Source organism: Ruegeria sp. HKCCE3926, from assembly GCF_017872515.1.
Classification (GTDB): domain Bacteria; phylum Pseudomonadota; class Alphaproteobacteria; order Rhodobacterales; family Rhodobacteraceae; genus Ruegeria.
The window spans coordinates 195042-207522 of sequence record NZ_JAEDOU010000004.1 but is presented as its reverse complement, the minus strand read 5'-3'; the positions used below and the strand labels follow the sequence as shown (position 1 = coordinate 207522).

Sequence of the window (12481 nt, the reverse complement as noted above, 5' to 3'; positions counted from 1 at the left end):
CATCCATCCCCATGAAAGAACTGTTGCGCAGTACCGATCCGACAATCCTGGCCTTTGCATCCGCTCTCCTTGAGGGCGAGGATATAGACTGCTTTCAGATGGACGTAAATATGAGCATCCTCGAAGGTGGTATCGGGATTTTCCCTCGTCGGCTGATGGTTCGGTCCGAAGACCTGACCCGGGCCGAGCGTGTGATGCGCGACAACGAGATCCCGCTGGGCCGATGATGCGCTTCGACGACAATGAATTGACGTGCAACGATTTCCTTGGTGGCCGGGTGCGATTGCTGCAACCTGCGTCAGGTTACCGCGCCGGGGTAGACCCTGTTCTGCTTGCCGCATCGGTCCCTGCAAAGGCCGGGCAATCCGTGCTTGAACTGGGATGTGGCGCGGGGGCTGCCATTTTATGCCTGTCCGCGCGGGTGGCGGGGCTGCAAATGGTTGGGATCGAATTGCAACCGGCCTATGCGGATTTGGCCCGCCGCAATTCGGAAATCAACGGCTGTGATCTGGACGTGATCGAGGCTGACCTGAACGCTTTGCCTGATGACCTCCGACAGCGGCACTTTGATCACGTAATCGCGAACCCGCCCTATTACCGTTCTGGGGCGCATAGCCCCGCCAGCGACACAGGGCGAAGCATTGCACTGGGCGAAAATACGCCTCTGATCGACTGGATCACCGTTGCGGCCAAACGCCTTGCCCCTCGGGGGTTCCTGCACGTGATCCAGAAAGCCGACCGTCTTCCCGATATGCTGACGGCTTGTGAGGGGAAACTGGGTTCAATCGAGGTGCTGCCGCTCAGCGCGCGGGTGGGCCGCGAGACCGAACTGGTCATCCTGAGCGCCCGCAAAGGGGGACGCGCGGCATTTCGCCTCCATGCGCCGTTGATTCTGCACGCCGGTGAGCGCCACGAAAAAGACGGTGAAAGCTATACCGAGGCGGTCTCAGCCGTGCTTCGACAGGCCGCTCCGTTGCCTCGGAACTTGTGCCATCGGCAATGACCAGCCGAATTTGTCGGATTTGTTACAGATTCTGTGCGTCTGCAGCGTGACAGGGTGGAAACGATGTGGTCAAATTCTTACGTGACGTACAGACACATAAACAAGGAGGATCGCAATGAGCGTGAGCGCACATCTGACGGAACTGAAGAAAAAGCACGAATCTCTCGGTCTAGAAGTGGAACAAGCCCAACGCTCGCCAGGTATCGATGATCTCCATATTGCTCAGTTGAAAAAGCAGAAGCTCAAGCTGAAAGAAGAGATCGAACGCCTGTCCGCTTAAGTTTTCAGGCTGGCGCGGGCCGCTATCAAGGCCCCGCCGGTGATCAGAAAGGCCGCGATCGCAAGCCCCCAGGACGGGGTCGCGATCCCGGCCACTACCAAAGCAAGGGTCGACAGTAACGGGGCCGCATAGGATGAGGTTCCGAGGATTTGGATGTCGCCTTGCTTGACGCCTATGTCCCAGACGTAGAACGCCAGCCCGACGGGCCCAAGGCCGAGTGCCAGCACCGACGCCCAGCCCAGTGCCGTATCGGGCAGTACAGTGTCTTCCACCGCCAGATGAAGCAGTCCCGAAGCCGATGCAGCCGCAAGGCAGAAAATTGCGACGGAACTGGTCGGCGTGCCCTCCAGTTTGCGTGATAGAACGGAATAGCCCGACCATGTCAGTGCGCACAGCAAGGCCAATGCGTATCCGGGCAGGTATTGGGCCTGAAAGCCCGCGCCGCCACCCCCGGCAATGATTACAGCGGCCCCTGCGAATCCAAGGCATGCCCCGATCAGGTGGCCGATACGCAGATGCTCACCCGGAAGCAGGCCCGACAGAAGCACAATGAGCAGAGGCCAGAGATAAGCGATCAGCCCGGCCTCGGCAGCTGGCGCCATGCGCAGGGCCGAAAAATACAGCGCGTGATAGCCAAATAGGCCCAATGCGCCAAACAGGTAGGTCGTCCAGGGAACTTGCTTTAGATCGCTCAAACCACCTGTCGCCGTTGCCCAGACAAGCCCAAGCGCACCACCAATCGAAAAGCAGATCGTGTTCAGCAGCAGGGGCGGCGTGGGCACCGACCCGACAGTGAACAACGCCAGCAAGGCCCATAGCAAGACGGCCACGAAGCCGATGGCCGTTGCGCGCATTTTGGTCATGGGCGGGAAACCTCTTCAATCGGTACAATTTTGAACTCATCCGATATATGCGCGGTTTTTTCAATCTCGGTCAGGAACCAATCGCGAAACGCCGCGATCTGAGGTTTCTTTTCAGCCCCCGGCAGGCACAAAAACCGGAACCGGCCTTGTGTTTCCAGGGCCACCTTGAACGGTGCAACCAGGCGGCCTTCGGTCAGGTCCTTGAGAATCATGGCGCGTCGCCCCAGTGCCACGCCGACACCGGCAACAGCGGCATCAATCGCGTGATCGGCATTGGAAAAATGCGCGCCATGGGTCGGAGTAAAATCCACCCCCACGGCACGGAACCAAGCGGGCCAATCGCAAGGCGGGGTCAGAAAGCTGATCGAATCGTCATGGATCAGCGGGGCGTCGCGCAGGCTGTCTGGCGTGGTGAATTGTTCTGCAAGTTCCGGTGTCATGACCGGGGTCAGCCATTCCTTTCTGACGGGAACGGAATACAGCCCGTCATCGGCCGAATTCCCGAACCGGATGGCGACGTCCACGTCGTCCCGCTCCAGATCCATGTTGCGCAGCGTGGCCGAGAATTTCAGATCGATCTCGGGATGCGCCCGAGCAAATTCGTAAAGCCGCGGCGCTAACCACTTGGCGGTCAAAGCTGGGCCCGCGGTGACGGTCAGGCTTGTGTCATCTTCCTGTCTGCGCACCGCACGCCATGCGGCTTGCAAGGTGGCAAACCCTTCTGCCGCACCAGGCGCAAGGGCACGGCCCGCCTCGGTCAGTTCTACGGCGCGGTTCAGACGACGAAACAGCGGCCGCCCAAGGTGTTCTTCAAGCGACTTGATCTGAAAGGACAGGGCGGCTGGCGTCACATGCAGCTCTTCCGCCGCCTTCGAAAAAGACATGTGCCGGGCTGCGGCGTCAAAAGCACGCAACGCGGTCAGCGGAGGCAGATAGTCACTCATAGTGAAGGAAAACTTAACTGAAGTCTCAAGAAAGCTCGTTTGTCGTGTTTGTTTTTAGCCTCTATATTCACATCAGGTCAAATAAAACTGATTTGAAAAGGAGGCTGTCATGATCGAGATGACAACAAATCCCGCCGCCCAGATGGCGATCCTGCGTGCCCACCAAGAGCGCAGCAGGGTGATCTGGCAGTTTTGGGGATGGATATTCGGTTCCCGCTGATCGCAGCGCGCGCGTTCTTACGGGATCAGAAAGGGCCGGCCCAAAGGGACCGGCCCGTTTTTAGTTCACAACTCTGGATCAGACGAAGAACTGCGCACCGTTGGCCGAGATCGTCGAACCGTTGATGAACTGCGAATCGTCCGATGCCAGGAAGACCACGCAGCGCGCGATTTCCTCTGGCTCACCCAGGCGGCCGGCCGGGATTTGGCCAATGATGGACTCGCGCACCTTCTCGGGCACAGCCATGACCATTTCGGTTGCGATATAGCCGGGGCAGATCGCGTTGGCAGTGATCCCCGCCCGCGCGCCTTCCTGCGCCAGGGATTTTACGATGCCCAGGTCACCTGCTTTGGTCGCTGCATAGTTCACCTGAGCGAACTGGCCTTTCTGACCGTTGATCGAGCTGATGACGATGACACGACCGAACTTGCGCTCTCGCATGCCGGGCCAGACAGGGTGCACCGTGTTGAACACGCCGGTCAGGTTGGTGTCGATCACGTCTTTCCACTGATCAGGTGTCATTTTGTGGAATGGTGCATCGCGGGTGATGCCGGCGTTGGCGACGACCACATCGATGGGGCCAACCTCGGCCTCAACCTTTTCAATACCTGCTTTGGATTCGTCATAATCGGCGACGTTCCACTTGTAGGTCTTGATCCCGGTTTCTTCAGTGAAATTTGCGGCGGCTTCGTCATTTCCCGCATAGGTGGCCGCAACGTTGTATCCTTCGGCTTTGAGCGCCTTGGAAATTGCTGCGCCAATGCCGCGGGAACCGCCGGTAACGAGTGCTGTTCGTGCCATTTATGACTCCTTCAATTTTAGTCGTCTTAGTAATGCTGTTACTCTGAGAGATGGTTGTGCGCAATATTGTTTCGTCTTGAATCTTGGTTTCCGGGCGGCAATATCGTCGCATCCAACGGTTGGAACCTCAATGTAACAAAAAAAGGCGCCCACCGGGCGCCTAATTCTATTTGATTGCCAACGCGCTTAGTCGCGCTCCACACAAAGGGCAACGCCCATGCCGCCGCCGATGCACAAGGTCGCCAAACCCTTTTTTGCATCGCGACGCTTCATTTCGAATAGCAGGGTGTTCAAAACACGGCACCCCGAAGCACCGATCGGATGGCCGATGGCAATGGCGCCGCCGTTTACGTTCACGATCGACGGATCCCAGCCCATATCCTTGTTAACGGCGCAGGCCTGTGCGGCAAAGGCTTCGTTGGCTTCGACCAGGTCCAGATCGTCTACCGACCAGCCTGCTTTTTCCAGTGCTTTGCGCGATGCATAGATCGGGCCGACGCCCATGATTGACGGGTCCAGACCGGCGGTCGCATAGGACGCGATGCGCGCCAGAGGTTCGATTCCCCGCTTTTCGGCGTTTTCGGCTGACATCAACAGTGTCGCGGCCGCGCCGTCGTTCAATCCCGAAGCGTTGGCAGCGGTGACCGAACCGTCCTTGGTGAAGGCCGGACGCAGTTTGGCCATGGCTTCCATGGTTGCGCCATGACGGATGTATTCGTCCTTGTCCATCACGATGTCGCCCTTGCGGGTCTTGATGGTGAAGGGCACGATTTCGTCTGCGAACTTGCCGGCCTTTTGTGCTGCTTCGGCCTTGTTCTGCGAAGCAACGGCGAATTCATCCTGCATCTCGCGGCTGATCTGCCATTTCTCTGCAACATTCTCGGCAGTCTGACCCATGTGATAGCCGTTGAAAGCATCCCACAAGCCATCGCGGATCATTGTGTCGATATACTTCATGTCGCCCATCTTGTGACCGGCGCGCAGCGCGGCGGCGTGGGGCGACAGCGTCATGTTTTCCTGACCACCAGCAGCGACGATTTCCGCGTCTCCCAGCTGAATATGCTGGGCGCCCAAAGCAACGGCGCGCAGGCCCGAGCCACAAACCTGGTTGATTCCCCAGGCCGCGCTTTCCTGCGGCAGACCGGCGTTGATGTGGGCCTGACGTGCGGGGTTCTGCCCCTGGGCGGCTGTCAGAACCTGCCCCATGATGGTTTCGCTGACTTCGCCTTTTTCCACTCCGGCGCGCTCGACAACTGCTTCCAGAACGGCAGCGCCCAGATCATGGGCAGGTGTGTTCGCAAACGAACCACTGAAGCTGCCAACACCTGTTCGTGCGGCGGATGCGATTACTACGTTGGTCATATGATCAGTCCTTTACCGTCATGGGACAGCGGAATTTCTGACGGCGCAGGTCGAAAGATGTCCTCTCGAAACAAGAGCGCCCCGTGATCCCCCGCTCAAGTACTCTTGCAATAGCGTAACGCTGCACATGCAGCAACGGGCAGCTTGTCTCAGTGTCGGAAATGGTAGGAAAATGTCGATGAACAGGCAATCAACTGCCTGTTTTTGATCTGTTTTCCTGCTTCCAGGGTTCCGCAACACTGGGTGCGCCATACAAGAATCCTTGCAGGCAATCCACGCCAGTTGCCACCAAGAAAGCGGCATCCTCCTGCGTTTCAACCGATTCGGCCGTGACCAGAATTTCGAATTCACGGGCCACCGCGATCAGGGCCCGCACCAAAGTCTGGTTGTCGGGATCGTTGCTGATGCCCCGCACGAACTGGCCATCGATTTTGGCTGCGTCGAACAGAAACTCGCGAAAATGGCGAAAGCTGAAATTGCTGGCGCCAAAGTCATCCAGCGCAAAAGCGATGCCGCGATCCTGCAAGCGGTCCATGAAGTCGACAACCAGCTCAGGCACCTGCATGGCCGAGCTTTCGGAGATTTCGAGGATCAAGCGTTCGCCCAATTCGGCATCTCGTTTCAGGAATCTGTCCAGTATTCTGGACCAGTTGGAATAACCGATCGAGCGCGCAGACATGTTGATCGACAGGCGTATTTCCGGGTTCCTCGCCAATGTGCGCAACCCAAGCTCCAACGCGACGCAGTCCAGATCGCGGCCGATAGGAGTGTTTTCGACCTGAGGCATGAATTCTCGCGCCGGGATGACGCGGCCGGTTTCGTCCAGAACCCGAATGAACCCTTCGTAAAACGCGACTCGGTACGGGGCGTGCGCCTGTATCACCGGCTGAAAAGCCAGTTTGCACTGCTTATGCTTCACTGCATCGGTTGCCATCTGCACAACCGAACGATCCCGCGTCGAAACGGCCGCATTCAACGGACTTTCCGACCCCTCAGGCAGATGTGCCAGTTTTTTATTTCCCATAAGCGCGGATTCCCATGTGTCCGGGACAGGTGTCCGGTCACAGTCTCGGGGCAAAGAGATGAATCTGCGGTTAAGGGTTCGGAAAAATTTCCGTCTCGCGGGCTCAGCGGGTGGATTGCCACGCGCGTGTCAAAGAAGCTGCCGCGCCAAGTATCGCGCCCATCGCACCTAGGGCCATCATTGCAAAACCCAATGCGATCAGGGCTGCAACGGCGCCCCCAAGGGCTGCGAGCATGGCCATCAACAGGCCGAACAGGCCGAAAAAGGTTGAAATGGTTGCCAAACGATTCATACCGACCCTCGCTCACTCACACACGGCGCCTGTCGTCTGATATGGCGCTCAATGGCCGAGATTCAAGGCACAATCAGGGTGCAGCCGGCCGTTTCAGGCCTGTTCTGCTTGTCCGCTGGGCAGCTTTTTGTCCAGATGCTCAAAACCGGGCGTTCCGCGGTCTTCCGGGTGGCGCGCCAGATGCTTGGCCTTGATCTGTTCCGAACTGTCCCGGCTGCCGTCATGGCTGTACCCAGGTGGGGCAAAGCAGTAGGCCAGCCGCTGTTTCAGGGTCAAACCCGGCTGGGTCGCGTCGCGCCAGATGGCCACCCATTCGTGAAAGGCCACCCGCAGGGGATTGAAAGTGCCGATATTGTGCACCAGGCCATAGTCCACCCGGTCGTCCTCCTGCTCGGGGACGAAGGTGCCGAACAGCTTGTCCCAGATGATGAACACCCCGGCATAATTGCAATCCAGATAGCGTGCGTTGCGGCCGTGATGGGCGCGGTGGTGACTGGGGGTGTTCATTACCGCCTCGAACCAGCGGGGCATCTTGCCGATGGCCTCGGTGTGAATCCAGAACTGATAGATAAGATTGAGGCCACCGACGAACAAAACCATCGCAGGATGGAACCCAAGCAGGATCAGTGGGGCGCGTACGACCATCATGAAAGTAAACGTATAAGTCCAGGTCTGCCGCAGCGCGGTCGTCAGGTTGTAGTGCTGCGAGCTGTGATGGTTTACGTGGCTGGCCCAGACCCAGCGGATGCGATGGCCAAAGCGGTGGACCCAGTAGTAACGCAGATCGTCCAGGACAAAGCACAGGATGATAACCGAAATTGACGTACCCAGGTTCATCGGCGTGATCTGCCAAAGCCACATGAAAAACGCATAGGCGATAAAGCCAAGCAAAAAGCCCGATGCGATGTTGCCGGCCCCCATGATCAAAGAGGTCACCGCGTCGCGTGTTTCATAACGCCCGCCTTTGCCTTTGACTGCGATCCACAGAAACTCGGCCAGAATTGCTGCGATGAAAAAGGGAACGGCCCATTGCACCGCATCAGGAAAATTAATTTGGTCTGTCATGCGGGCTCCATCAGGTCACGCCAGTGATGGCATTCGAATTCGTCCAGTCGGATAAGTGTTTTGGGCACCGAGAATTCGTGAAACAGAATCTCAAAGCCTTCCGGATGATCCAGAAGATCATAGTCCAGCAGATGCCGGGCCACGGTGTCGGCCCCGAAGGACCAAAGCAACCCATTGCCTGAACTGGTGCGCACCATCGCGGCGTGGCCATCATGGGAAACCGTGACGTCGACCACATCATCGTCCGGAAAGTGACGTGCCCATTGTGATCGTGCAATGTCGGGCGTCAGCATCACTTGCTGCGATTTGCCGGTGAGATGCAATAACAGGGTGACACCAGCTATGCCGCCGACGACCAGCGTCAGTAGAATTTCAAGTGGCATTCCATCCTCCTGAGCGCAGAGTGCAAAGGAGTTGAAACTCTGTCAAAGGTGGCGTTGCGTCAGCTGTTTTCCAGCCGTTCCAGTATCTCGTGTTGCACCACACGTTCGACGAAGGGCACCAGCCCCTCGGGGCCGGATGTACGATCCTTCAGATGGATGCAGATATCCGGGCGCCGGGCGGCAATTATGCCCACCATTTCACCACGGATCGTGTCGTCAAGCCCCGCGCCCAAGATGGCGCAGGCAATTCGGGGCTCGGCATCCAGCTGTTTCCGGACCTCGTCCGTGTCATGTGCGCCCAGCCACTGAATCGGCAGATGATCCAGTTGCCGTGCCACATCACCGATCACATTTGGCAACCGTCCGATCAAAAGAACCACCGGCTTCATCGTCGCCTCCTTCCTATAAGGTCACAAACGAAAACCGGCCCAATTGGGCCGGTTCGAGTGTATCACAAACAGGCGGACGCTGCGCCATTCGTCAGCTATTGGATTCCACAAGCGTCGAGATAATCGCCTTCGCACTGTCCGAGTTCCACTCGGCGTCGCCGATCAGCCGGGCGATTTCCTGCCCTTCGGGGTTCAGGATGACCGTGATCGGCAAGGCGATGACGCCGAACTCACGGGCAGCGGCTGAACTGGGGTCCTGGTGACGGGGCAGGTTGGCGATGCCGTTCTCTGCAAAGAACTTTTTGATGCCGGCAGGCGAGTTGCGGCCCGTGGCCAGTGTCAGAACCTGAAACTTGTCGCCGCCGAACTCTTCCTGAAGTTCAGCGATCTGAGGCATCTCTTTGCGGCAGGGCGCACACCAGGTGGCCCAGAAATTCAGCAGCACATACTTGCCCTCATAATCGGCAAGCGTGCCGACACCGCCGTCATCTTCCAGCTGGAATTCGATTGATTTGGCGGGTTTCGGTTCCTTGTGCAGGATCAGACGTTTCAGGCTCTCTTCCCGCAGAGGGGCCAGCGTCTCGGCATCGGTCGCCAAGGCGGCATTTGCACCCAGCGCAAGGGCCATATAAAGGGGGATCAGACGAAATAGGCGCATATCAACTCCGGGTTTTCTTACATGACCGATCAATCCTCGAACCAGATGTGGGGCGGCCGCTTTGCCGCCGGTCCAGACGCGATCATGGAGGCAATCAACGCCTCGATCGGGTTCGATCAGCGGATGGCAGCCCAGGACATCGCAGGCTCGCGCGCCCATGCGGCCATGCTGGCAGCCACAGGCGTCATAAGTGATAGTGACGCCGAAGCCATTCGGGAAGGGCTGCTCACCGTTTTGTCAGAAATCCAGAACGGAGAGTTCCAGTTCTCGACCGCGCTGGAAGACATTCACATGAATGTCGAGGCACGTCTGAAAGAGATCATCGGAGAGCCCGCAGGCCGTTTGCACACAGGCCGGTCACGCAATGACCAGGTCGCAACCGATTTCAAGCTCTGGGTTCGTGATCAGCTGGACGCTGCTGAGAGCGGCTTGCTGGCCCTGATCCGCGCGCTTTTGGCGCAGGCCGAGGCCGGGGCTGATTGGGTCATGCCGGGCTTTACCCACCTGCAAACGGCGCAGCCGGTGACATGGGGCCATCACATGATGGCCTATGTCGAGATGTTTGGCCGTGATCTGTCCCGCGTTCGTGACGCCCGCGCCCGGATGAACGAATCGCCACTGGGTGCTGCGGCGCTGGCCGGGACATCGTTCCCCATCGACCGCCATATGACGGCCGAGGCGCTGGGCTTTGACCGGCCTGCCGCCAACTCGCTGGACGCCGTCAGCGATCGTGACTTCGCGCTGGAGTTCCTGTCCGTGGCCTCGATCTGCGCCGTGCATCTGTCGCGGTTTGCCGAGGAACTGGTGATCTGGTCTTCGGCGCAGTTCCGTTTCGTTACCCTGTCGGATCGGTTCTCAACCGGATCGTCGATCATGCCGCAGAAGAAAAACCCCGATGCGGCAGAGCTGATCCGCGCCAAGGTGGGTCGGATCTTTGGCGCCAACACGGCGCTGATGATGGTGATGAAGGGCCTGCCGCTGGCCTATTCCAAGGACATGCAGGAAGACAAGGAACAGGTCTTTGACGCCGCCGACAACTGGATGCTGGCGCTGGCCGCGATGGAAGGCATGGTCAAGGACATGACCGCCAACCGCGACAGCCTGGCCGCCGCCGCCGGCTCGGGCTTTTCCACCGCGACCGATCTGGCCGACTGGCTGGTTCGGGTGCTGGGCCTGCCCTTCCGCGACGCGCATCATGTTACCGGATCGCTGGTGGCCATGGCCGAGAAGAAGGGCTGCGACCTGCCCGATCTGACGCTGGACGACATGCAATCGGTCCATGCCGAGATCACAAATGACGTCTACTCTGTCCTTGGAGTCGAAAATTCTGTAAACTCACGCCAGTCCTATGGTGGCACAGCTCCTGATCAGGTGCGTGCTCAGGTTGAACGATGGAAGGCAATGGTGTGATGACCGTGCTGCGCGCGATTCTGATTGCAGGGTCCGGCCTGATGCTGGCCGGATGCGGAGCCGATGGTGAGCCCGTTCAGCCAGCGCCCGCTCAGCCAACTGTCAGTGCAACCGTCGGTGTCGGCTCTGGCGGAGCGTATGTAGGCGGTGGCGTAGGTCTGAGCCGTGGCCCGCTGGGGATCTACCTGGGATTCTAAGCCACTTTCATATTGCGCATCGGTTTTATATCCACCAACGTGAGGTGGCATGTCGGTGCGCATGTCATCCAAAGAAAAGATACTGAAATGAGAACACTAGGACTGTTTCTGGTATTTGCGGCTTTGACGGCTTGCGAACCTACATCGGCAAGACGCCCGGAACCTGCGGCAGAGCCCAAACAATCGGGCACCGGAGTTTCGATCTCGGGCTATGGCCGGGTTGGAGTTTCGACCCGAAATTAAACTTGGTCGATGGGTTCGGAATCCATTGATCCGAAGCTATCTTCTGGTCTAAGCGCGCAGACATGGATCATTTTCTCTACCGCGACGGCGCGCTATTCGCCGAGGATGTCCCTGTCTCCGAAATCGCTGCCGCGGTCGGAACGCCGTTCTACGTCTACTCCACAGCAACCTTGCTGCGGCATTTTCAGCTGTTTGACGATGCGCTTGACGGCACGGACCACCTTGTCTGCTATGCGATGAAAGCGGCCAGCAATCAGGCGATCCTGAAAACTCTGGCAAAGGCGGGCGCAGGGATGGACGTGGTTTCGGGCGGGGAATACCTGCGCGCCAAGGCGGCGGGCGTTCCGGGCGACAAAATCGTGTTCTCTGGAGTGGGTAAAACGGCGGATGAGATTCGTACCGCACTGACCGGCGGCATCCGTCAGTTCAACGTCGAATCCGAGCCCGAGATGGAAGTGATCAACGCCGTTGCACTGGAATTGGGTGTGGTTGCGCCGATTACTGTAAGGGTGAACCCGGATGTCGATGCCAAGACCCATGCCAAGATTGCCACGGGCAAGTCCGAGAACAAGTTTGGCATTCCGATTGCCCGTGCCTCGGAAGTTTACGCCCACGCTGCCAGCTTGCCGGGGTTGGAGGTGATCGGCATCGACGTCCATATCGGCTCGCAACTGACCGAACTTGAACCGTATGAGCTGGCCTACACAAAAGTAGCCGAGCTGACCGAACGCCTCCGTTCTGAAGGTCACAACATTCGGCGTCTCGATCTGGGTGGCGGTCTGGGCATTCCTTACACCCGGTCGAACAACGCACCCCCCTTGCCGATTGAATATGGTGCGCTGGTCAAGAAAACATTGGGGCATCTTGGCTGTGAGATCGAGATCGAGCCGGGCCGCCTGATCGCGGGCAACGCCGGGATCATGGTTAGCAAGGTCATCTACGTGAAATCAGGCGAAGGTCGCGATTTTTTGATCCTTGATGGGGCGATGAATGACCTGATCCGCCCGGCAATGTACGAAGCTTACCACGATATCGTCGCGGTGCAGGAACCTGTCGCCGGTGTGGAACAGCGCCCTTATGACATCGTGGGCCCGGTCTGCGAATCCGGTGACACTTTTGCCAAACAACGCAACATGCCGCCGCTCAAATCGGGTGACCTGATCGCCTTCCGCAGCGCGGGTGCCTATGGCGCGGTGATGGCCAGCGAGTACAATACCCGCCCGCTGATCCCCGAGGTTCTGGTCAATGGTGATCAATTTGCAGTCATTCGTGAACGACCAAGCTTTGACGAAATCATAAACCGCGATACCATACCTTCATGGCTTTGACGCGATGATCGCGCGGGCC

The 12481-nt window shown here is 58.4% G+C and carries 17 protein-coding genes; 7 read left to right on the top strand and 10 right to left on the bottom strand.

The window, feature by feature from the left end; translation table 11 throughout:
* The first annotated feature begins 11 nt into the window (after positions 1-11).
* The 3 genes from I9184_RS12815 to I9184_RS12805 all read left to right on the top strand — a co-directional run bounded on the left by I9184_RS12815 (position 12) and on the right by I9184_RS12805 (position 1283).
* Positions 12-227 carry a DUF2007 domain-containing protein gene (locus tag I9184_RS12815; RefSeq protein ID WP_152456800.1) on the top strand — a complete coding sequence of 72 codons (216 nt, stop codon included), beginning with the start codon at positions 12-14 and terminating at the stop codon, positions 225-227.
* Positions 224-1003 carry a methyltransferase domain-containing protein gene (locus tag I9184_RS12810; protein ID WP_171634976.1) on the top strand — a complete coding sequence of 260 codons (780 nt, stop codon included), beginning with the start codon at positions 224-226 and terminating at the stop codon, positions 1001-1003. The genes I9184_RS12815 and I9184_RS12810 overlap by 4 nt, the downstream gene beginning before the upstream one ends.
* A gap of 115 nt (positions 1004-1118) precedes the next feature.
* Positions 1119-1283 carry a DUF465 domain-containing protein gene (locus tag I9184_RS12805; protein WP_083445267.1) on the top strand — a complete coding sequence of 55 codons (165 nt, stop codon included), beginning with the start codon at positions 1119-1121 and terminating at the stop codon, positions 1281-1283.
* Here the strand turns inward: I9184_RS12805 and I9184_RS12800 are convergent.
* From I9184_RS12800 to I9184_RS12755, 10 genes are all read right to left on the bottom strand, one after another.
* Positions 1280-2146, bottom strand: coding sequence for a DMT family transporter (locus tag I9184_RS12800; RefSeq protein ID WP_209834686.1), 867 nt, complete (start codon positions 2144-2146; stop codon positions 1280-1282). The genes I9184_RS12805 and I9184_RS12800 overlap by 4 nt on opposite strands.
* Complete coding sequence (locus tag I9184_RS12795; protein WP_171634972.1) at positions 2143-3090, bottom strand: transcriptional regulator GcvA; 948 nt, start codon at positions 3088-3090, stop codon at positions 2143-2145. The genes I9184_RS12800 and I9184_RS12795 overlap by 4 nt, the downstream gene beginning before the upstream one ends.
* A gap of 298 nt (positions 3091-3388) precedes the next feature.
* Positions 3389-4111 carry an acetoacetyl-CoA reductase gene (gene phbB, locus I9184_RS12790; RefSeq protein WP_171634971.1) on the bottom strand — a complete coding sequence of 241 codons (723 nt, stop codon included), beginning with the start codon at positions 4109-4111 and terminating at the stop codon, positions 3389-3391.
* Positions 4112-4297: 186 nt separating this feature from the next.
* On the bottom strand, positions 4298-5473 hold the full coding sequence (locus tag I9184_RS12785; protein WP_170346332.1) for an acetyl-CoA C-acetyltransferase: 1176 nt from the start codon (positions 5471-5473) through the stop codon (positions 4298-4300).
* Between the two features lie 190 nt (positions 5474-5663).
* A complete protein-coding gene (locus I9184_RS12780; protein ID WP_209834684.1) occupies positions 5664-6497 on the bottom strand; it encodes an EAL domain-containing protein in 834 nt (277 codons plus the stop codon).
* Between the two features lie 103 nt (positions 6498-6600).
* Complete coding sequence (locus tag I9184_RS12775) at positions 6601-6789, bottom strand: hypothetical protein (RefSeq protein ID WP_171641607.1); 189 nt, start codon at positions 6787-6789, stop codon at positions 6601-6603.
* A gap of 93 nt (positions 6790-6882) precedes the next feature.
* A complete protein-coding gene (locus I9184_RS12770; protein ID WP_209834682.1) occupies positions 6883-7854 on the bottom strand; it encodes a sterol desaturase family protein in 972 nt (323 codons plus the stop codon).
* On the bottom strand, positions 7851-8237 hold the full coding sequence (locus I9184_RS12765) for a hypothetical protein (RefSeq protein ID WP_209834681.1): 387 nt from the start codon (positions 8235-8237) through the stop codon (positions 7851-7853). The genes I9184_RS12770 and I9184_RS12765 overlap by 4 nt, the downstream gene beginning before the upstream one ends.
* 59 nt (positions 8238-8296) lie before the next feature.
* On the bottom strand, positions 8297-8626 hold the full coding sequence (locus I9184_RS12760) for a hypothetical protein (protein ID WP_152456810.1): 330 nt from the start codon (positions 8624-8626) through the stop codon (positions 8297-8299).
* 91 nt (positions 8627-8717) lie between these two features.
* Positions 8718-9284 carry a TlpA disulfide reductase family protein gene (locus tag I9184_RS12755; protein WP_209834679.1) on the bottom strand — a complete coding sequence of 189 codons (567 nt, stop codon included), beginning with the start codon at positions 9282-9284 and terminating at the stop codon, positions 8718-8720.
* Positions 9285-9305: 21 nt separating this feature from the next.
* On the opposite strand from I9184_RS12755, the gene argH reads away from it, so the two are divergent.
* The 4 genes from argH to lysA all read left to right on the top strand — a co-directional run bounded on the left by argH (position 9306) and on the right by lysA (position 12462).
* Positions 9306-10694 (top strand): argininosuccinate lyase, encoded by a 1389-nt coding sequence (gene argH, locus I9184_RS12750; RefSeq protein WP_209834677.1) that lies wholly within the window; start codon positions 9306-9308, stop codon positions 10692-10694.
* The gene (locus I9184_RS12745) at positions 10676-10891 is read left to right on the top strand and encodes a hypothetical protein (RefSeq protein WP_224854660.1); all 216 of its coding nucleotides are present in this window, start codon (positions 10676-10678) and stop codon (positions 10889-10891) included. The genes argH and I9184_RS12745 overlap by 19 nt, the downstream gene beginning before the upstream one ends.
* A gap of 87 nt (positions 10892-10978) precedes the next feature.
* Entirely contained in the window at positions 10979-11134 is a 156-nt protein-coding gene (locus I9184_RS12740; RefSeq protein ID WP_171229797.1) for a hypothetical protein, read from the top strand.
* A 62-nt stretch (positions 11135-11196) separates the two neighbouring features.
* On the top strand, positions 11197-12462 hold the full coding sequence (gene lysA, locus I9184_RS12735; RefSeq protein WP_171634961.1) for a diaminopimelate decarboxylase: 1266 nt from the start codon (positions 11197-11199) through the stop codon (positions 12460-12462).
* The last annotated feature ends 19 nt before the right edge of the window (positions 12463-12481 follow it).